Origin of the sequence: Nocardia sp. NRRL WC-3656 (genome assembly GCF_000720265.1) — a bacterium.
GTDB classification, from domain to species: domain Bacteria; phylum Actinomycetota; class Actinomycetes; order Mycobacteriales; family Mycobacteriaceae; genus Nocardia; species Nocardia nova.
This window is the reverse complement of sequence record NZ_JOJF01000013.1, coordinates 120730-140278: the sequence shown is the minus strand read 5'-3', so window position 1 is coordinate 140278 and position 19549 is coordinate 120730. Positions and strand designations below refer to the sequence as shown.

Genomic DNA, 19549 nt, shown 5'->3' with positions numbered 1-19549 from the left:
CTGCGTGGTTACGCACGCTGCCGCCTCCGAACCCGTCGGTCGCGCCGCGGCCCTGTCCGCTCATCCCGCGACCCGCACTGTTGTCGTCGTACCCCAGATCGCCAGGCTGAGGAAGAAGTCGAGGATGTTCACCAGCACGATCGACGCACGCACCGCGCGGCCCACGGCCACGCCCACGCCGGCCGGGCCGCCGGTGGCGTTGAAGCCGTAATAGCAATGGATCAGGATGATCACGAAGGCGAACACCAGCACCTTCACGAACGAATACAGCACGTCCTCGGGTGGCAGGAACAGACCGAAATAGTGGTCGTACGATCCCGTGGATTGCCCGTTGAACCACACGCTGATCTGCCTGGACGCTATGAACGTGCCGAGCAGGCCGACGATGTAGAGCGGAATGACCGCGACGAATCCGGCGATCACGCGCGTGGTCACCAGGAACGGAACGCCGGGCACCGCCATCACCTCGAGCGCGTCGATTTCCTCGGAAATTCGCATCGCACCCAATTGCGCGGTGAAACCACAGCCGACCGTCGCCGACAATGCCAATGCCGCGACCAGCGGCGCCAATTCGCGAGTATTGATGTAGCCGGTCAGGAAGCCGGTGAGCACCGAACTACCCAGGGCGTCGAGCGCTTTGAAGCCCTGCAGGCCGACGACCACACCGACCGAGGCCGACATCATCACCACGACGCCGATGGTGCCGCCGATGACCGCGAGTGCACCCGAACCGAAGGTCACCTCGGCCAGCAGCCGCATGACCTCCTTGCGGTAATGCACGACCGTGCGCGGAATCCACGCGATCGCCTTGGAATAGAACGACATCTGATCGCCCGCGCGATCGATGACGTTCACCGGCGACTTGAGCGCAGCGCCTACTCGGCGCATCCGCCTCGAAAAGATCGGAGAACGCTGGGAAACAACCATCGTCACGAACCCTTGGCCGGGACGACCTGCAGGTACACCAACGTCAGCAGCAGATTGACGAAGAAGAGCACCAGGAAGGTGATCACCACGGATTGATTCACCGCGTCACCAACACCTTTCGGTCCCCCCTTGGGATTCAAACCTTTGTATGCGGCGATCACGCCCGCGAGCAATCCGAAGATAAGTGCCTTGAATTCACCGATCCAGAGGTCCGGGAGCTGCGCCAGCGCGGAGAACGACGCCAGGTAGGCGCCCGGAGTTCCGCCCTGCAGCAACACGTTGAAGAAATATCCGCCGCAGATGCCGACCACCGAAACCAGGCCGTTGAGCAACAGCGCCACCAGCATCATGCCGAGGACGCGCGGCACGACGAGGCGCTGCACCGGATCGATGCCGAGCACCTCCATCGCGTCGATCTCTTCGCGAATGGTGCGGGAGCCGAGGTCGGCAGCGACGGCCGAACCCGCGGCACCGGCGATGATCAGCGCGGTGACGACGGGAGCGGCCTGCTGCACGGTTGCCAGCACACTGGTTGCGCCGGTGAAGGATTCAGCACCGAGCTGCTTGATAAGTGAACCGGTCTGCAATGCCACAACGGCGCCGAACGGGATTGCCACCAGTGCGGCGGGCAGGATCGAGACACTCGCGATGAACCACGACTGCTCGATGAACTCACGCCATTGGAAAGGCCTGCGCAGGGTGTTGCGTGCCACGGAAATGAGCAGCGCAAATATGTTGCCGGCCTGCGCAAATCCCGACTCGACCGGAGTGCGCAGCCGTGCCAGGGGTTGATTCACGGTTGCGTATGTTACCCGTTGGTTGTGTCGTGTCGCACGGTGGTGTCGTACGTGCCGCCCTGATATTGCGGAGCGTTACTCGTGTAGGCCGGCAGGACTTGTGTATCGCCGTTCTCCTCCATCGACTCGCGGATCGCGACCTGCGCCTGATGCGGCAGCGTGTGCATGATCTCGAGTACGCGGCGGCGACGGCGTTCCACGGCCTGGCGCACGGGCATACCGGGGGTGGCCTTCATCTGCGGGATGATGCCCTCGATTTCCTCGGTGCCGTTGTCGTAGTGGCCGGCGTCGGCGAGCGCCTGCTCGCGCGCCATCTGGGCCTCGTCCTTCTCCTCCGACATACCGATCGGACCGACCATGCGGCCGTTGAGGAACTGCTTGACCACCGGCTCCTCGGAGGTCAGCAGAACCTCGCGCGGGCCGAACATGACCAACTGGCGGCGGAACAGCATGCCGATGTTGTCGGGCACGCTACGAGCCAGGTTGATGTTGTGGGTAACGATCAGAATCGTCGCGTCGATCTGCGCATTGATGTCGATCAGCAGCTGCGACAGATAGGTGGTACGCACCGGGTCCAGACCGGAGTCCGGCTCGTCGACGAGGATGATCTGCGGGTCCAGCACCAGCGCGCGGGCCAGGCCGGCACGCTTGCGCATACCACCGGAGATCTCGCCGGGCAGTTTGCCTTCGGCGCCGAGCAGACCGGTCAGCTCGAGCTTCTCCATCACGATCTGCTTGATCTCGGATTCGCTCTTCTTGGTGTGCTCGCGCAGCGGGAAGGCCACGTTGTCGAACAGGTTCATCGAACCGAACAGCGCGCCGTCCTGGAACAGAACGCCGAACAACTTGCGGATCTCGTAGAGCTCTTTGTTGGAGCAGGTGGTGATGTCGGTGCCGTCGATGTAGATCGAGCCGCGCTCGGGGCGCAGCAGACCGATCAGCGACTTCAGGAACACCGACTTACCGGTACCGGAGGGGCCGAGCAGAGCGCTGACTTCCCCCGTGGGCAGAGTCAGAGTGACATCCTGCCAAATCCGCTGGGACCCGAAAGATTTCGTAACACCTTCGGTCCTGACTTCGACGCCCACGCCGACCTCCATATTTCTTCTGACGAGCGCCCATGGCCGCGTCACCGTATTTCAGCGCGGTGTGACGCGTCACACTGGGGTGCGGCCACTGTATCGCATGCCGCTGGTGCAGGACACCCTACCTGACTGGTCGGTAGAAATGTCGACGGTAATGAGCTGGTCGCGGCGGTTCACAACATTCACCACGGAAATGCGAAAAGGGCGGCCCCGCAACGGGACCGCCCTTTTCCGGACTCGATTACCGCAAATTACTTGACGGAAACCTTCGCGCCGGCGTCTTCCAGCTTGGCCTTGGCGGCCTCGGCGGCGTCCTTGGCGACCTTCTCCAGGATCGGCTTCGGGGCGCCCTCGACCAGGTCCTTGGCTTCCTTCAGGCCCAGGCCGGAGACGATCTCGCGCACGACCTTGATGACCTGGATCTTCTTGTCGCCGGCACCCTCGAGGATGACGTCGAACTCGTCCTGCTCCTCGGCGGCCTCGGCGCCACCGGCGGCAGCGCCACCGGCGACAGCGGCAACCGCGACCGGAGCGGCGGCGGTGACCTCGAACTTCTCCTCGAACTTCTTGACGAAGTCCGAGAGCTCCAGCAGGGTCATGTTGCCGATGGTCTCGAGCAGCTCGTCCACGTTGGCCATGGTGTTTCCTTTCGGTAGTTCATCCCCGCGTCGGCGGGGAGATAAGAGTTGGTTTGTCGACTTGTTCGTGTCGGCTTATTCGGCGTCGGCGGCGGGAGCCGCCTCGGCACCGCCCGCGGCGCGCTGCTTGTCCTCGAGCGCGGCGAACAGGCGAGCCACCTGGCCGGCCGGCGCGGCGAACAGGCCGGCCGCCTTGGTCAGGTTGCCCTTCATGGCGCCGGCCAGCTTGGCCAGCAGCACCTCGCGCGACTCCAGGTCGGCGATGCGCTCGACCTCGGAGACCGACAGCGGGGCGCCGTCCATGTAGCCACCCTTGATGACCAGCGCCTTGTTGTCCTTGGCGAAGGTCTTGAGGGCCTTGGCGGCGTCGACCGGCTCACCGGTGATGAAGGTGATCGCGGTCGGACCGACGAACAAGTCATCCAGGCCTTCGACGCCCGCCTCGGCGGCCGCACGCTTGACCAGGGTGTTCTTGGCGACGGAGTAGGTGGCATTGCTGCCCAGCGCACGACGCAGCTGGGTGAGGCTGCCGACCGACAGACCACGGTATTCCGTGACCACGGTGGCCGTAGCGCTCTTGAACTGCTCGGTGATCTCCGCGACCGCGGTGACCTTCTCTGGTTTCGCCATACTTCGCCTCCTCTCTGGATGGTCGGTTCTGCGATGAACTACCGACTCACGGAGGCTGGGCCCGGGGAGGCTACGTCGACCCGGCGACAAAGCAAACGCCCCGGACGCAGAGTGGTCCCGGGGCGCACAGGAAACTCGACATGAACACACGGCCCATATGTCGTCCCTCACCTCGGCTCTCCCTGCGTGGGCCGCCGGCAATATCGCCGGACCTTCGACTGCCTGACGGCAGCAACCAACGGTCTTCGGTAGAACGATTGGGGGTGATCGCCAAACTGGTCAGCGACCGCAGTACAGAATAGCGGATGAGCAGCTGAAACCCAAAATCGGCCGTTTCTGCAGGCCTCTACTCCGCCGCAATTCCCGAAATGCCGAAGGGCCGGCGGGGAAATCCCTACCGGCCCTTCGGATTCGAAAGCTACCTACGCTTACGCGTCCTCTTCGGTGAGGTTGCGGGTGCGGTTCGGGTCCACCGGGATGCCCGGTCCGGTGTTCGTCGAAATCGTCACCTTCTTGACGTAGCGCCCCTTGGCGGTCGACGGCTTCACACGCAGGATCTCCTCCAGCGCGGCGCCGTAGTTCTCGACCAGCTTCTTCTCGTCGAAGGAGGCCTTGCCGATCACGAAGTGCAGGTTGGCCTGCTTGTCGACGCGGAAGTTGATCTTGCCGCCCTTGATGTCGTTGACGGCCTTGGTCACATCGGTGGTGACCGTGCCCGTCTTCGGGTTCGGCATCAGGCCGCGGGGGCCCAGCACACGCGCGATGCGGCCGACCTTGGCCATCTGGTCCGGGGTGGCGATCGCGGCGTCGAAGTCCAGCCAGCCGCCCTGGATGCGCTCGATCAGATCCTCGGCGCCCACGGCGTCGGCACCGGCGGCCTCGGCCTCGGCGGCCTTCTCGCCGGCCGCGAACACGATGACGCGCGCGGTCTTACCGGTGCCGTGCGGCAGGTTGACGGTGCCGCGGACCATCTGGTCGGCCTTGCGGGGGTCGACGCCCAGACGGACGGCGACCTCGACGGTCGCGTCGGTCTTCGTGGTCGCGGTCTCCTTCGCCAGCCGGGTGGCCGACAGCGGAGTGTAGAGCTGGGAGCGGTCGACCTTGGCGGCCGCCTCGAGATAAGCCTTGCTTCGTTTTGCCATGATTCTCTGTCCTGTTCGTAAGTCAGAAGTGGTTGTCGGGACTGGCCGTCCCTCCCACGCACATCCCGCCGGTCACCGGCGGAGACGGGGACCGTCAGTCGGCGACGGTGATACCCATCGAGCGAGCGGTACCCGCGATGATCTTGGCCGCCTGATCGATGTCGTTGGCGTTCAGATCTTCCTGCTTGGTCTTGGCGATCTCACGGACCTGGTCCATGGTGACCGTGGCGACCTTGTTGCGGTGCGGCTCGGCGGAGCCCTTCTGCACACCGGCGGCCTTCAGCAGCAGCTTGGCGGCGGGCGGAGTCTTCAGCTTGAAGTCGAACGAGCGGTCTTCGTAGACCGTGATCTCGACCGGGATGACGTTGCCGCGCTGCGACTCGGTCGCGGCGTTGTACGCCTTGCAGAACTCCATGATGTTGACGCCGTGCTGACCCAGCGCGGGACCCACCGGCGGGGCCGGGTTGGCCGCACCGGCCTGGATCTGGAGCTTGATGAGCCCGGCGACCTTCTTCTTCTTGGGGGGCATCTTTCTTTCCTTGGTTTAGGTTCCTTACGGACTTCCGTAAGCCTGTCCCGGGGGCGGAACCCCGGAAGTCTTAGATCTTCGCGACCTGCGTGAAGGCGAGTTCGACCGGGGTCTCGCGACCGAAGATCGACACCAGCACCTTCAGCTTCTGCTGTTCGGCGTTGACCTCGGAAATGCTGGCCGGCAGCGTCGCGAACGGGCCGTCCATGACGGTGACCGACTCGCCGACCTCGAAGTCGACCTCGATGGCCGGCTTGGCCGCGGCCTCGGTGACGGTCTCCGACGTGGACGCGGCGGCACCCGCCGCGGCGGCGGCCGGCTTCTTCTGCTGCTGCTCGGCCGGGACCAGGAACTTGACCACGTCGTTGATCGTCAGCGGCGACGGGCGGGAGGTGGCGCCGACGAAGCCGGTGACGCCGGGGGTGTTGCGGACCGCGCCCCACGATTCGTCGTTGAGATCCATCCGGACCAGGATGTAACCGGGCAGCACCTTGCGCTGCACGTTCTTGCGCTGGCCGTTCTTGATCTCGGTGACCTGCTCGGTCGGCACCTCGACCTGGAAGATGTAGTCCTCGAGGCCCAGGTTCTGCACGCGGGTCTCGAGGTTGGTCTTCACCTTGTTCTCGTAACCGGCGTAGGAGTGGATGACGTACCAGTCACCGGGGGCGCGACGCAGCGCGGCCTTCATCTCGGCGACGGGGTCGGCAGGCTCTTCCGGTGCCGCGGGCTCCGCGGATACGTCGGTATCGGTGTCGCCCGCGACTTCGCCGGAGGACGCCTCGGTACCGTCCGAGACGGTCGCCTCGTCGACGGCCGTCTCCGCCGCCTCGTCGTCGACCGGGAACTCGTCGGTTGTGCCGTTCTCCGGGGTGCTCACTGGGCACTCGCTTCCTGTGTCGTCACGTACATCCACTACGCCGGCGGTGAATCCGGCGGATGGTTTCCGTCCTCGCGTGGCGGACGGCTAGCAGCGCCCATGGGTCGCTCCGCAGGCTCCGCTCCTGACGCACCCGGTCAGCTAGCCGAACAGCCAGTTGACACCCTTGATGAACGCCAGGTCCAACCCGCTGATGTACGCGACCATGAAGATCACGAACACCAGGACAACGCTTGTATAGGTGACCATCTGCTTGCGGTTGGGCCAGATCACCTTGCGCAGTTCCGCGATGACTTCCCGCAGGAACTTCACCAGACGCTTGAAGGGATTGCCCCGACCGCGTTCGGCGGTCTTCTTCTTCCCCGCCGACTTGGACGCCTTACGCGATGCCGAATCCGAGCTGTCACCACGGTCGATCGTGGCGACGGAGCCGGTGTCCGAGGAGGATCCGGCGCGAGCCCGGCGAGTCGACCGCTTACCACTCGGCCGGCTGACCGCAGCGGTGTCTTCGTCATCGGCGGCATGCGCGCCGTGGCGAATGTCCCGCTCGTCGCTCACGTGAACCCTCTCTCGTCGCTGGCATCCAGTGCAGGGGCGACAGGACTTGAACCTGCAACCTGCGGTTTTGGAGACCGCTGCTCTGCCAATTGAGCTACGCCCCTTCGGCTGGAATCGCAATGTCATCCAGCACGGTGCTTATTCAGTTGTGCCAACCCGGGGCCACACAACACGCGCGCCGCTCCGCCGGTGTGCCGGCCCCGGCGGTCACCCGCCCGGAACCAGCCCCTCAGAGCAGCGCGCAGTGGCTGGCGACCCCAGAAATCCGAGTGTACGTTACCGCCCCGGCGGATAGCCAATCGGGCCGTCCGCCACCGCGAAGCGGCTTACCGGCCCGCCGACCATCATGCCAGCTGCACCGTCGCGGTCGCACGTCCGAAGATCTTCCGGCCGCCGGATTTGGCGACGATCGCGATCACGGCGGTGCGGTTCTCCGGATCCACCGACTTCACCTTGCCGGTGTATTCGACCTCGGCCGGATGATCGCTGGGCACGTAGACGGGGCTGGTGAACCGCACGTTGTATTCCTTCACCGCGCCCGGATCACCGAGCCAGGAGGTGACGAATCCGCCGCCCAGGCCCATGGTCAGCATGCCGTGCGCGACCACGTTGTCCAGGCCGGCGAGTGCCACGACCTCGTCGCTCCAGTGGATCGGGTTCGCGTCACCGGAGACGCCGGCGTAGTTCACCAGATCGCCGCGGGTGAGCCGGACGACGCGAGCCGGCAGCTCGTCGCCGACGGCCACGCTGTCGAACGAGCGCGTGTGGCTGCTGACGGTGACCTCGGGAACGGTGGTCACCGGCACCGGGGGCGCGGTGATGGGCGGCTCGGCGGTGGGACGGTCGGGGGCCTCACCCATGCCGTGCATGAGGATGTTGCGGACCGCGTCGGCGATGTTGGGATCGACGTCACCGCCGCTGCGGCCGACCAGGGTGGTGTAGGTGGTGAGCACCAGCTCGTCGTTCTGCGCCGTGACGATGTTCTTGGTGACGATGATGTCGCCGCCGAAGGCCTGCCGGAACGAGTGCAGGTAGACGTCGCAGGTGAGCTGGTCGCCGACCCGGATCGGGCGGTGGAATTCCAGGATCTGGTCGGTCTGCATGATCTGGCTCAGGTCGTAACCCGTGACGACCTGCTCGAACAGCTTGCGCTGGGCCAGGATGCCGACCAGGGAGATGAATGTCACCGGTGCGAGCAGGCCGTCGTGGCCGTAGTCGCGGGCGACGCTCTCGTCCCAGTGCACGGGGTGGTAGTCCTGCACCGCGCGTGCGTACTCGCGCACCTTCTCGCGCCCGACCTCGTAGTAGTCGTCGACGCGGTAGTGGTGCCCGACCATGGCGGCGGCGTGGGCCGAGGGGTCGAACGGTTCACTGTCGGCGGTCTGCGCGTCCACGGCATCGGTTCCGGTGTTGATTGTCACGGAAAGTAGGTCCCTATCTGACTCCGCTACCGGGAGTCTGCGGAGCGTGAAACTACCGCATGTACAGCAAATGCCGGAGCGGGTCGGGAAACCTGCTCCGGCATGGAGTGCTGCATGGGTCGGCGCGGTCCACGAATATCCGGGAAGGTCATCGACAGACCTCCCTGGATCCGGGCGCCGACTTCGCGCGCGGCAGCGTGCACGCGATGAGATCTAGCGAGATTCGCGGTGCGCCCGGTGGGTGCCGCAGTTCGGGCAGAACTTCTTCAGCTCCAGACGATCCGGGTCGTTGCGCCGGTTCTTCTTGGTGATGTAGTTGCGATGCTTGCACTGCTCGCAGGCCAAGGTGATCTTTGGCCGGACATCGGTGGACTTCGCGGCCACGATTATGCCTTCTTTCCGGTCAACCTAGAGGGTCAATCAGTATGGGTAGCGATGGCCGGACTCGAACCGGCGACACAACGATTATGAGTCGTTTGCTCTACCGCCTGAGCTACACCGCCATATGCGCGGCAATGCGGGCGGAACCAGGTTCGGCTCTGTGTGGAGTGCCGAGTCGGTCACCACCGGCAATCCGGCGAGCCCCCTAACGGAATCGAACCGTTGACCTTTTCCTTACCATGGAAACGCTCTGCCGACTGAGCTAAGGGGGCATGGCTACATTCGCTCCGAACTCGAATCCTCGAACCCGGGGCGCTGAAGCCTTGAACGAGGTTACACACTCCCCAGCATAGTTACCAAACCAGCTGGTAAGAGCCGTATTTTCTGCACCGGCTCCGCCGCCGCGAACGAACGATCCCCCGAGGTTGCACCGAACGGTGTTAGGACCGAGAACGACCGCTCGGGAACGCAACCGACGCGAGAAACGCCACCAGCTGGAAGGGGGGTCCGGGGGCGAAGCCCTCCCGGCGTGGGGGTGTGGGGGCCGGGCCCCCACAAATCACCCTCGAAAATGACGAGGGCTCCTCCCGAGTAGGAGGAGCCCTGAGAGGGTGGCGGATGAAGGATTCGAACCTCCGAAGCTTGCGCGGCTGATTTACAGTCAGCTCCCTTTGGCCACTCGGGCAATCCGCCTTTCGCACTGTTGCCAGCGCGCAGAGCAGAATACAACGACCAGGGCGCCCGGATGCAAACCGGCTGGCCAGCGGGGGTGCCGTGACCGCTGCGCGGCGGCCGGGGTAGAAAGTTCCCTACCGGAGTTCCGGGTGAAATGTGAGCCGTCAGACAGGAGCGCAGCGTGGCCGATTCGTCATTCGATGTCGTCAGCAAGGTCGACCGGCAGGAGGTCGACAACGCCCTCAACCAGGCGGCCAAGGAGCTCAACACCCGCTACGACTTCCGCGGCACGGGTGCGAGCATCGAGTGGTCGGGTGAAGAGAAGATCGTGCTGTCGGCCGAATCCGAGGAACGGGTGAAGGCGGCGCTGGAGGTGTTCAAGGAGAAGCTGATCCGCCGCGACATCTCGCTGAAGGCCTTCGACGCGGGCGAGCCGGCGGCCTCCGGCAAGACCTACAAGATCACCGGCACCCTGGTCCAGGGCATCTCCCCGGAGAACGCGAAGAAGATCGCCAAGAAGATCCGCGACGAGGGCCCCAAGGGCGTGAAGGCGCAGATCCAGGGCGACGAACTGCGGGTCAGCGGTAAGAAGCGCGACGATCTGCAGGCCGTCATCGCCCTGCTCAAGGGTGCGGACCTGGACGTGGCCCTGCAGTTCGTCAACTACCGCTAGTACCTGCGGGGCCCGCCGGCCATGTGCTCGAGGCGCTGGATGCGCTCGCCCATCGGCGGGTGGGTGGAGAACCAGCGCGCCATCTTGTCGCCCGCCCGGAAGGGATTGGCGATCATCAGGTGTGACTGCGCGGTCAGCTGCGGCTCGGGCGGCAGCGGCGCGGCCTGCGTGCCGCGTTCGAGTTTGCGCAGCGCCGAGGCCAGGGCCAGCGGGTCGCCGGTGAGTTCGGCGCCGTCCTGATCGGCCTGGTACTCGCGGGACCGGGAGACGGCGAGTTTGATCAGGGTGGCGGCGATCGGGCCCAGCAGTGAGACCAACAACACGCCGAGGATGTTCGTGCCTTCACCGTCGCGACTGCCGCCGCCGAACATGCTCGCGAAGAAGGCCAGGTTGGCGAGGCCGGAGATGACCGCGGCAAGGGCGCCGGCCACCGAGGAGATCAGGATGTCGCGGTTGTAGACGTGCGACAGTTCGTGGCCGAGCACCGCGCGCAGTTCCCGTTCGTCGAGGATCTGCAGGATGCCGCTGGTACAGCACACCGCCGCATGGCGCGGGTTGCGACCGGTGGCGAACGCGTTGGGCGCGTTCGTCGGGCTGATGTACAGCCGCGGCATGGGCTGGCGCGCGGTGGTAGCCAGCTCGCGCACGATCTTGTACATCACGGGCGCTTCGAGTTCGGATACCGGCTGCGCGTGCATGGCCCGCAGGGCCAGCTTGTCGCTGCTGAAATAGGCGTAGGCGTTCATGCCCACGGCCAGCAGGATGGCGATGATCAGAATCGTGGGGTTGCGGAACATCGCACCTGCGAACACGATCAGTGCCGACAGGCCCACCATGAGCCCGAAGGTCTTCAAACCGTTCGCGTAACCATGCATGTCGGATCAACGATCGGCGGCGAACTCGGGTTCCGCCCGCGGTCCGGCTCTCCGCGCTGCGATATCGATCACACCAGCGCGAACCGGCTGTCCGTGCACCCCGTCGGCCGCCGCGACGGAAGGCTCAGCCGACCCGCTCGATGGTGTATCGGACCAGGCGTTCCAACGCGTCGTTGGCCGGGCCCTGCGGCAGGGCCGAGAGCTCGGCGTGCGCGATATCGGCGTAGCCCTGCAGCTTCTGCTTGGCCAGGACCATGCCGCGCGAGCGCGAGAGCAGTTCCAGCGCCTCGGCGACCTCGTCGTCGGATTCCAGCGGCCGGGCCAGCAGCGTGCGCAGCCGGTCGCCCTCGGCGCCCTCGTCGCGCAGCGCGTACAGCACCGGCAGGGTGTGCACACCCTCGCGCAGGTCGGTGCCGGGCGTCTTACCGGACTGCTCGGATACCGAGGAGATGTCGATGATGTCGTCGGAGATCTGGAAGGCGGTGCCGACGGCGTCGCCCAGGCGTGCCAGCCGCTCGACGTCGTCGAGGCTCGCACCGGAGAAGGTGCCGCCGAAGCGCCCCGACGCGGCGATCAGCGAGCCGGTCTTCTCCCACACCACCCGCAGATAGTGTTCGACCGGATCCTGAGATTTCTTGGCGCCCAAGGTTTCCCGCATCTGACCGGTGACCAGTTCGGCGAAGGTCTCGGCGATGATGCGTACCGCGTCCGGGCCGAGGGTGGACACCAGCCGGGAGGCGTGTGCGAAGAGGTAGTCGCCGGAGAGGATGGCGATGCTGTTGCCCCATCGGGAGTTCACACTGGGGGCGCCGCGGCGCATGGACGCCTCGTCCATCACGTCGTCGTGGTAGAGCGTGGCCAGATGCACCAGTTCCACCACCGTGCCGGCGGTGATCAGATCGGGGTCGGTCGGGCGCGGGCCGAGCTGGCCGGTGAGGATGGTGAACAGCGGCCGGAACCGCTTACCGCCGGCGCGCGCCAGGTGCAGCGCGGCTTCCAGCAGGAAGTCCTCCCCATCGGAGAGCTCGCTGACCAGCAGCTTCTCCACCTCGTCGAGCCCGTTGCGCACGGTCGCCGCGAGCTCGGGATCGCCGAGATCGACCCCGGCAACCACGGTGCTTTCATCGCTCACAGCCGATGCACTCATGTCTTCTCCCAATGCCGCGTCCGTCCCCACACCGAAGAACCTAGCGTGTTGCCCTCCCCGCTCCCATGAACACCGTCACTCTGCCTGTGGCCTCCGCTTCGCTCCGGCGGGTTTTCGGCCCCCTGGGCCTCGATTTTTCCCTCCTCCGCTCAGTCGCTGCGCTCCCTCGCTCCGTCGGTCCAAAATCGAGGCGGCCGAAAACTGGGTTGGAGCACCGTCCCGGAAGTGCATACCCAGAAGTCGGCAGCGGCTACCTGGTTCGACGGAATCTCTTCAGCGCTCACCCGGGTAGCGGTCTCCCGGCCCCTACCGATCGGCTCGGCCCAAAAGCCGCCCGAGCGAACCGGGAGCTGCACCTCTGCCACTATTGGGCTATGGGTTCAGCTCACGGCGGTTCGACAGCACCGGAACGGGAGGGCGGCACGGTCCTGCCCGAGCACGTCGAGGTGCTGGTGGTGGGTGCGGGACCGGCCGGTTCGGCGGCGGCGGCGTGGGCGGCGCGCACGGGGCGCGAGGTGTTGCTCACCGATTCCGCGGTCTTCCCCCGGGACAAGACTTGCGGCGACGGATTGACGCCGCGCGCCACGGCGGAACTGGAGGCGCTCGGGCTCGGCGATTGGCTGCGCGCGCATACCGTCAACCGGGGCCTGCGGATGGCCGGATTCGGCCGGGAGGCACTGCTGCCCTGGCCGGGCGGGTCCTTTCCCACCTACGGAAGTGCCGTTCCCCGAACCGAACTCGACGACAAACTGCGCGAGACCGCGGTCAAATGGGGTGCCCGCATGGTCGACGGAGTGCGGGTGGTCGATGTGGCGCGCGCGGACGATCGGGTCACCGGTGTCACCGTGCAGACCGAATCGGGCGCGCGGGAGATCCGCTGCGACATCCTCATCGTCGCCGACGGGGTGCGCTCGCCGGTCGGGAAGTTGCTGGGCCGCGTCTGGCATCGCCGCTTCGCCTACGGCGTGGCCGCACGCGCCTACATCCGCTCCGCCCGCAGCGACGACGAATGGATCACGTCGCATCTGGAATTGCGTGATGCCGAGGGCGGTCTGGTGCCCGGCTACGGCTGGGTGTTCCCGCTCGGCAACGGCGAGGTCAACATCGGCGTGGGCTCACTGGCCACCGAACGCCGGCCTTCGCATATCGCGTTGAAACCGCTTCTGCAGCATTATGTTTCGCTGCGCAGGCCGGAGTGGCAGTTCGAGGGCGAGGCGCGGGCCGTCGCCTCGGCGCTGTTGCCGATGGGCGGGGCGGTGTCGAATATCGCGGGCCGCAACTGGGTGCTGGTGGGCGATGCCGCCGGATGTGTGAATCCGCTCAACGGCGAGGGCATCGACTACGGGCTCGAGGGCGGGCATCTGCTGTCCGGGCTGCTCGGCGAACCGGATCTGACCACGGTGTGGCCGGATCTGCTGCGGGCCCGCTACGGGCGCACCTTCTCGGTGGCCCGCCGGATCGCGGCGCTGGCCACCCACCCGCGGATGGTGCCGACCGGCGGACCGCCGGTGATGCGCTCGGCGCTGCTGCAGCGCACGGCCGTGCGGGTGATGGGCAATCTCGTCGACGAGGAGGATGCCGACCTCACCGCCAGGGCCTGGCGGGCAGCTGGCCGGGCATCACTGCGTTTCGACGATCCGGCGCCGTTCAGCTAGCGATACGCGGCGCCGACGGGCGGGCAGGAGGCAGCGTGGACAGTCGCAGCGAGAACGACCGCGGCGGGGCACGTCCGCGTCGCGATCGAACGCCGTCGGTGCCGGAGGACCTGCTGCCGCATCTGCGCCGGGCGCGGGATCTGGTGGATCGCGAATACGCCCGTCCCCTCGACGTGGACGAGCTGGCCGCGACCGCGGGGGTGTCGAAATATCATTTCCTGCGCTGTTTCGCCGCCACCTACGGCCGCACCCCCGCGCTGTATCTGGCCGAGCGGCGCATCGAACGCGCGCAGGACCTGTTGCGCGCCACCAACATCACCGTGACCGAGGCGTGCATGCTGGTCGGGTACACCAGCCTGGGCTCGTTCAGCCGCAAATTCACCGAACTGGTGGGGATGACGCCGTCGGCCTATCAGGCGAAATTCGCGGCGGACGGAGTCCCGCGCATTCCGGGGTGTTATGTGTTCATGCACGGGCTCTCCGATCGGAAACCGCCGGAGCCCGCGCCCGATCCCGGTGGCGCAATTTCGGAGAAGCCGGCGGGCGCCGCGGGCTCATAGCCTGAGCTCATGACGACCATCACCAACGTATCGCTGGTCACCGTGTATGTGACCGATCAGTCCGCGGCCAAGCAGTGGTACATCGACAAGCTGGGCTTCGTGGAAACCGCCGATATCTCCATGGGCGACAACGGCTTCCGCTGGGTCACCGTGGCCCAACCGGATCACCCCGAACTCGAGGTGACGCTGATGGTGCCGGGGCCGCCGCTCGACGAGACGATGGCCGAGGCGATCCGCCGCTCACTCGGCAACGGCACCATGGGCGCGCTGGGGTTGCGCACCGAGAACTGCCAGAAGGCCTACGAGGAGCTCACCGCCAAGGGTGTCGACTTCGTGCAGCCGCCCGCCGAGCGCCCGTACGGCGTGGAAGCGGTGATGCGCGACAACTCCGGCAATTGGCTCGTCCTGGTCGAACAGCGTGAATTCGACGGTGGCGCTTTCGGTCCGGGGGCGCAGTAGCCGATCGTGCGACGGGTGCGAGCGGCCGCGCTGCTCGCACCCACTTTCCGCGATGTGCCGGATCTATGTCCCGGATTTGGCGGCGAAGTACTGCTCGACGAATTTGCGCTCGCTGTTCACCACCCGGTGCTGCAACTGTTCGGCCAGTGGCTCGATGGCCCCGCCGACCAGCGGCACCTTCACCTTCACGCTGCCGCTGACCTCCAGTTCGGAGCCGGTGCCCGCGGCCCGCAGCAGGTATTTGCCGGTCATCTCGGAGGAAATGCCCGAGGAGGTCGCCGAGAAGGTGCCCGCGGCGGAATTGCCCTCCAGCGGACCCCAGTCGTCGGTGCGTTCGAGCACCAGTTCGGCCTTGAGCACCTTGCGGACGATGGCGGGAACCTTGTCCTGGCGGGCCGTCTCGGTCATGCGCAGATGGATGGTGCCGGGCCCGTTCGGGTGCGCCAGCTCGATGGTCGCGGTCTCGGCGCCCTCGAAGCGGGCCTGCCAGAATTCGTCGCTGGTGAGCGCCCGGTGCAATTCCTCGACCGGGACGGTGTATGACACGGTGAAGCGGAAGTTTCGGGACATGACCGCACACGCTATCGGAAGCATGCAATAGCCTGTTGCGGTGTCGGAAACCACCGAGTCTGCTGCGCGCGAGCACCGAGCCGAGGCCGGTTCGCCTCGGCTGCGCCGGACCCGGATCACGCTCGTGGTGATCGCCACCGCGGTGAGCGTGCTGGCCGTACTGCTGGTGCTGGCGGCGTGGCGCGACGACATGTTGATCAGCTCCGACAAGGGCGTGACCAGCGCGGAAGTGTTGTCGGCGGGCCGGCTGCGGTCCGCGGTCACCTACGTGACGCCGGACGGTGTGACGCACAATCCGAAGGTGGGGGTGCTGTATCCCACCAAACTCACCGCCGGCGAGCGGATCAATGTCGAATACAGCCGCAGCGATCCGGAATTGGTCCGGGTCGCCGGGCGCGACGCCCGGGTGGCGGTCATTCCGGCGCTGTCGGTGATCGTGGTGGTGTGGGTGGTGGCGCTGCCGGTGCTGTTGGTGGTGCGCCGCTTCGAGCGCCGTTCGGTGCGCACCTCCGGCTAGCTGTTCGCCCGAACTTCGCACATCCGTCATATGGGTGTGGTGTCCTGGCGTGCCGCGCATCGCACACTGCAGGGGTGCGTGTAGCGATCGTCTCCGAATCGTTTCTGCCGAATATGAACGGTGTCGTGAACTCCGTGCTGCAGGTCCTGGCCCACCTGGACCGCAACGGACACGATGCGCTCGTCATCGCCCCGGACACTCCCCGCGGCCAGGCCGCGGCGCCTCGCTCGTACGGCCGCTTTCCGGTGATCCGGATGCCGGCGGTCATGGTGCCCCGGGTCAGTTCACTCCCGGTGGGCCTGCCGCAACCGCTGCTGACCTCGGCGATCGAGGATTTCGATGCCGATGTGGTGCATCTGGCCTCACCCTTCCTGCTCGGTGCGGGCGGTGCGGCGGCCGCCTTGCGCCTGGATCTGCCGGCCGTGGCCGTGTATCAGACCGATGTCGCCGGATTCGCGGCCAGCTACGGATTGAGCGCGGCACACCGGGCGGCATGGGCGTGGACGCGGCGCATCCACAATCGCGCGGCGCGCACCCTGGCGCCCTCGACGGCGGCGATGGACGACCTCGAGCGGCACGGAATCGCCCGCGTGCACCGCTGGGCCCGTGGCGTGGATGCCGTGCGGTTCACACCCGGCGCACGCGACGCCGACGTGCACGCACGGTGGGCGGACGGTGACCGGCTGGTGGTCGGATTCGTCGGCCGGTTGGCGCCGGAGAAACATGTCGAACGTCTCGCCGCGCTGGCGGACGATCCCGATATCCGGCTGGTCGTGGTCGGCGACGGACCGGAGCGAGCGCATCTGCAACGCCTGCTGCCGGCGGCCGTCTTCACCGGCGAACTCGGCGGCGCCGAACTCGCCCAGGCCTATGCGAGCCTGGACCTGATGGTCCACCCGGGCGAGCACGAGACCTTCTGCCAGGGCGTGCAGGAGGCGCTGGCGTGCGGCACTCCCGTGATCGGACCCGATGCCGGCGGTCCGCGCGATCTGATCGCCCACTGCCGCAACGGATATCTGCTTCCCGTCGACCGGTTCGCGGAACTGCTGCCGAGTGCGGTTGCGGCGCTGCGTGATCCGGCGCTGCGAGCCCGATTCGCCGGCGCGGCACGCAAATCGGTGTTGCACCGCACCTGGCCCGCGATCTGCACCGAGCTGATGGGGCACTATCACGAAGTGATCGGCGGGCAGGAAGCTCTGCACCGCAGCGCGTGAAGCGCCGTATCGCAGGCGATCCCGAGCCGACCCGGCGCGCCCGACGGTTCAGGCTGCCTTCCGGAGCAGACGGTCGATGACCCCTCGTGCCATGGCCACGCTGTCGCCGTCGCCGAGGCGCAGCGCGACGTTGACGGCATTCAGGACAGCCGCGACCTCGAAGCCGGCCGCCTCGGGATCCACGTCGGCGATCTCGCCGGCGTCGACCGCGCGCCGGAACTGCGCTGCCAGAACGGCGACCCAGTCGCGCTGCTGTTCGCGCAATGCGTCGCGGACCGGCCCCGGCCGGCTGTCGAAAATGGGCAGATTCGCGCCCAAGAAGCATCCGCCGGGAAATACCGGGCGCTCGACATAGTCGATCCATCGGTCGACGAGGGCGCGAAGCCGCGCGATGCCCGCCGGGGCGTCCCGCGCCGGGCGGACGACGGTCTCCACGAACACCTCCCGCGCCGCGTCGACGGTCGCGAGTTGCAGCTTCTCCTTGGTTCGGAACAGGGTCTGGATGCCGGCCTTGCTGACCTCGAGATCCTCGGCCAACCGGCCGAAACTCAGCCCGTCGAGTCCGTCCACCGAGGCGATCTCGATCGCACGGCGGGTCACCGCGCGGCGCGAGCGCGCACCGCGGCGTAGCCGCTGATCGGCACTTTCCGCTGTCTCGCGCTCCTCGGATACGACCATACGGTCGATCGTATGTCACCGATCGCCGCGAATCGATCTATTGCCTTAAACATACGGTCGACCGTATTCTTTCGATCACGTCGGCGCGCGACGGCACCGCCGATGGTGACGAGAAGGGATGCCTGATGGATGGCGTAACAGCCGAACAGTCCGTGACCGCGGACGAATCCACGCCGGTCCGGGACCGTTCGACGGCGATCGTGTGGATCCTGTGCTCGGCCGCATTCGTGGCGATGCTCGACGTCTTCGTGGTGAACGTGGCCTTCACGAAGATCGGCGAGTCCTACCGGGGATCGTCACTGGCCGATGTGAGCTGGGTGCTCAACGGCTACGCGATCGTCTACGCGGCCCTGTTGATTCCGGCGGGCCGATTCTCCGATCGCTTCGGCCGCAAGGCCGGATTCCTTTCCGGCCTCGGCCTTTTCACCGCGGCGAGCGTGGCCTGTGCCGCGGCTCCGACGCTGTGGGCGCTGGTGGCGTTCCGGCTGCTGCAGGCGGTGGGCGCCGCGGCGCTGACGCCGGCCGGCCTGGGGTTGCTGCTCACGGTGCTGCCGCCGGCACGGGTGCCGGGCGCGGTGAAGATCTGGGCCACGACGAGTTCGTTCGCCGCGGCCTGCGGCCCGGTGGTCGGCGGAGCGCTGGTCGAGATCTCCTGGCGCTGGGTCTTCCTGATCAATCTGCCGGTGGGTGTGGTGACCGGGCTCGCGGCCGTATGGCTGGTGCCGAATCTCGCGCAGCGCACCTCCGCCCGCGTGCCCGATCCGCTCGGGGTGGTGGCGTTGATCGTGGCGATCGGGGCGCTGTCGCTGGCGCTGGTCGAAAGCGATGCGTGGACCGGCGGCGCGACGTGGACGGCATCGGCCGTGGCGGTGCTCGGCGTGGTCCTGTTCGTGCTGCGGATGCGCCGGCATCCGGATCCGGTGGTGCCGCCGGACCTGTTCCGGGTGCCGACGTTCGCCTGGGCCAACGCCACCGTGCTGGCCTTCTGCACGGCATTCGGGGCGTGGTTCCTGAGCATCACGCTGTGGCTCGAGAACGCGGCCCGTTTCGGCACGATCGAAACCGGGCTCGCCATCGTCCCCGGCCCGATCATGGTGCCGATCTTCGCCGCCGTCAGCCAGCGACTGATCCGGCGGATACCAGCGGGAGTCGTTGTGGCCCTGGGCAATGCGCTGTTCGCGGCCGGCGTCCTGCTGGTGCTGTTCGCGGCCGCCACTCCGGTGCAGTACGCGACCGCGGTTCTGCCGGGGTGGGTGATCTCCGGCATCGGCATCGGTCTCGCCCTGCCCACGATGATCGCCTCCGCCGCCGTCGATCTGCCGCCGGAACGGTCGGCCACCGGCAGCGCCGTGGTGAACACCGCCCGCCAACTCGGCTACGTCCTGGGCGTCGCGGTGCTGATCGCGCTGCTCGGATCGCTGGACACCACCGACCGGATGGTGACCGCTTTCCGGCACGGCTGGCTGTTCATCGCGGTCGTAGCCGTCGTCGGCGTGGCAACGGCATTCGGGATCACGCCTCGTGCCCGTCGATCGAAATGA

Annotated in this window: 22 protein-coding genes and 4 tRNA genes; 7 read left to right on the top strand and 19 right to left on the bottom strand. The window is 66.8% G+C overall.

Annotation, left to right across the window (positions count from 1 at the left end; translation table 11 throughout):
- Nucleotides 1-60: 60 nt before the first annotated feature.
- The 15 genes from IG65_RS0119030 to IG65_RS0118960 form a co-directional block, all read right to left on the bottom strand.
- Nucleotides 61-888 carry an ABC transporter permease gene (locus IG65_RS0119030; protein ID WP_086006975.1) on the bottom strand — a complete coding sequence of 276 codons (828 nt, stop codon included), beginning with the start codon at nt 886-888 and terminating at the stop codon, nt 61-63.
- A gap of 41 nt (nt 889-929) precedes the next feature.
- Complete coding sequence (locus tag IG65_RS0119025; RefSeq protein WP_051025193.1) at nt 930-1724, bottom strand: ABC transporter permease; 795 nt, start codon at nt 1722-1724, stop codon at nt 930-932.
- A gap of 11 nt (nt 1725-1735) precedes the next feature.
- Nucleotides 1736-2824, bottom strand: coding sequence for an ABC transporter ATP-binding protein (locus IG65_RS0119020; RefSeq protein ID WP_051756448.1), 1089 nt, complete (start codon nt 2822-2824; stop codon nt 1736-1738).
- A 236-nt stretch (nt 2825-3060) separates the two neighbouring features.
- On the bottom strand, nt 3061-3447 hold the full coding sequence (rplL, locus tag IG65_RS0119015; RefSeq protein WP_030516279.1) for a 50S ribosomal protein L7/L12: 387 nt from the start codon (nt 3445-3447) through the stop codon (nt 3061-3063).
- Between the two features lie 75 nt (nt 3448-3522).
- Nucleotides 3523-4077, bottom strand: a complete 555-nt coding sequence (gene rplJ, locus IG65_RS0119010; RefSeq protein WP_030516278.1) for a 50S ribosomal protein L10 — start codon at nt 4075-4077, stop codon at nt 3523-3525.
- A gap of 428 nt (nt 4078-4505) precedes the next feature.
- A complete protein-coding gene (gene rplA, locus IG65_RS0119005) occupies nt 4506-5219 on the bottom strand; it encodes a 50S ribosomal protein L1 (RefSeq protein WP_030516277.1) in 714 nt (237 codons plus the stop codon).
- Nucleotides 5220-5313: 94 nt separating this feature from the next.
- Nucleotides 5314-5748, bottom strand: a complete 435-nt coding sequence (gene rplK, locus IG65_RS0119000) for a 50S ribosomal protein L11 (protein ID WP_030516276.1) — start codon at nt 5746-5748, stop codon at nt 5314-5316.
- Between the two features lie 70 nt (nt 5749-5818).
- Nucleotides 5819-6625: a transcription termination/antitermination protein NusG gene (gene nusG / locus IG65_RS0118995; RefSeq protein WP_030516275.1), complete on the bottom strand. Its 807-nt coding sequence runs from the start codon at nt 6623-6625 to the stop codon at nt 5819-5821.
- A 141-nt stretch (nt 6626-6766) separates the two neighbouring features.
- The gene (gene secE, locus IG65_RS0118990; protein ID WP_030516274.1) at nt 6767-7183 is read right to left on the bottom strand and encodes a preprotein translocase subunit SecE; all 417 of its coding nucleotides are present in this window, start codon (nt 7181-7183) and stop codon (nt 6767-6769) included.
- Between the two features lie 31 nt (nt 7184-7214).
- Nucleotides 7215-7287 (bottom strand) — tRNA-Trp (locus IG65_RS0118985).
- 240 nt (nt 7288-7527) lie between these two features.
- The gene (locus tag IG65_RS0118980; RefSeq protein ID WP_030516273.1) at nt 7528-8598 is read right to left on the bottom strand and encodes a fused (3R)-hydroxyacyl-ACP dehydratase subunits HadA/HadB; all 1071 of its coding nucleotides are present in this window, start codon (nt 8596-8598) and stop codon (nt 7528-7530) included.
- Between the two features lie 219 nt (nt 8599-8817).
- The gene (gene rpmG / locus IG65_RS0118975; RefSeq protein ID WP_011211653.1) at nt 8818-8988 is read right to left on the bottom strand and encodes a 50S ribosomal protein L33; all 171 of its coding nucleotides are present in this window, start codon (nt 8986-8988) and stop codon (nt 8818-8820) included.
- 46 nt (nt 8989-9034) lie between these two features.
- Nucleotides 9035-9107, bottom strand: a tRNA-Met gene (locus tag IG65_RS0118970).
- Between the two features lie 77 nt (nt 9108-9184).
- Nucleotides 9185-9257, bottom strand: a tRNA-Thr gene (locus tag IG65_RS0118965).
- A gap of 340 nt (nt 9258-9597) precedes the next feature.
- Nucleotides 9598-9678: transfer RNA gene (locus IG65_RS0118960), tRNA-Tyr, on the bottom strand.
- A 163-nt stretch (nt 9679-9841) separates the two neighbouring features.
- On the opposite strand from IG65_RS0118960, the gene IG65_RS0118955 reads away from it, so the two are divergent.
- On the top strand, nt 9842-10333 hold the full coding sequence (locus IG65_RS0118955; protein ID WP_030516272.1) for a YajQ family cyclic di-GMP-binding protein: 492 nt from the start codon (nt 9842-9844) through the stop codon (nt 10331-10333).
- Here IG65_RS0118955 and htpX read toward each other — a convergent pair.
- Both htpX and IG65_RS0118945 read right to left on the bottom strand, forming a co-directional pair.
- Entirely contained in the window at nt 10330-11208 is an 879-nt protein-coding gene (htpX, locus tag IG65_RS0118950; protein ID WP_030516271.1) for a zinc metalloprotease HtpX, read from the bottom strand. The two genes, IG65_RS0118955 and htpX, sit on opposite strands and share 4 nt — an antisense overlap.
- Before the next feature lie 124 nt (nt 11209-11332).
- The gene (locus IG65_RS0118945) at nt 11333-12355 is read right to left on the bottom strand and encodes a polyprenyl synthetase family protein (RefSeq protein WP_030516270.1); all 1023 of its coding nucleotides are present in this window, start codon (nt 12353-12355) and stop codon (nt 11333-11335) included.
- A gap of 374 nt (nt 12356-12729) precedes the next feature.
- On the opposite strand from IG65_RS0118945, the gene IG65_RS0118940 reads away from it, so the two are divergent.
- The 3 genes from IG65_RS0118940 to IG65_RS0118930 all read left to right on the top strand — a co-directional run bounded on the left by IG65_RS0118940 (nt 12730) and on the right by IG65_RS0118930 (nt 15029).
- Nucleotides 12730-14010: a geranylgeranyl reductase family protein gene (locus IG65_RS0118940; RefSeq protein WP_030516269.1), complete on the top strand. Its 1281-nt coding sequence runs from the start codon at nt 12730-12732 to the stop codon at nt 14008-14010.
- Nucleotides 14011-14108: 98 nt separating this feature from the next.
- Complete coding sequence (locus IG65_RS0118935; protein WP_030516268.1) at nt 14109-14570, top strand: helix-turn-helix transcriptional regulator; 462 nt, start codon at nt 14109-14111, stop codon at nt 14568-14570.
- Between the two features lie 9 nt (nt 14571-14579).
- Entirely contained in the window at nt 14580-15029 is a 450-nt protein-coding gene (locus IG65_RS0118930; RefSeq protein WP_030516267.1) for a VOC family protein, read from the top strand.
- Nucleotides 15030-15092: 63 nt separating this feature from the next.
- On the opposite strand, the gene IG65_RS0118925 is transcribed toward IG65_RS0118930, so the two are convergent.
- Complete coding sequence (locus tag IG65_RS0118925; protein WP_030516266.1) at nt 15093-15599, bottom strand: DUF2505 domain-containing protein; 507 nt, start codon at nt 15597-15599, stop codon at nt 15093-15095.
- A 40-nt stretch (nt 15600-15639) separates the two neighbouring features.
- On the opposite strand from IG65_RS0118925, the gene IG65_RS0118920 reads away from it, so the two are divergent.
- A complete protein-coding gene (locus IG65_RS0118920) occupies nt 15640-16116 on the top strand; it encodes a DUF3592 domain-containing protein (protein ID WP_030516265.1) in 477 nt (158 codons plus the stop codon).
- Between the two features lie 74 nt (nt 16117-16190).
- Nucleotides 16191-17330, top strand: a complete 1140-nt coding sequence (locus IG65_RS0118915; protein WP_030516264.1) for a glycosyltransferase family 1 protein — start codon at nt 16191-16193, stop codon at nt 17328-17330.
- 48 nt (nt 17331-17378) lie between these two features.
- Here IG65_RS0118915 and IG65_RS0118910 read toward each other — a convergent pair whose 3' ends face one another.
- The gene (locus tag IG65_RS0118910; RefSeq protein WP_030516263.1) at nt 17379-18008 is read right to left on the bottom strand and encodes a TetR/AcrR family transcriptional regulator; all 630 of its coding nucleotides are present in this window, start codon (nt 18006-18008) and stop codon (nt 17379-17381) included.
- A 125-nt stretch (nt 18009-18133) separates the two neighbouring features.
- Here IG65_RS0118910 and IG65_RS0118905 point away from each other — a divergent pair, with 125 nt between their 5' ends.
- A complete protein-coding gene (locus IG65_RS0118905; protein WP_081879584.1) occupies nt 18134-19549 on the top strand; it encodes an MFS transporter in 1416 nt (471 codons plus the stop codon).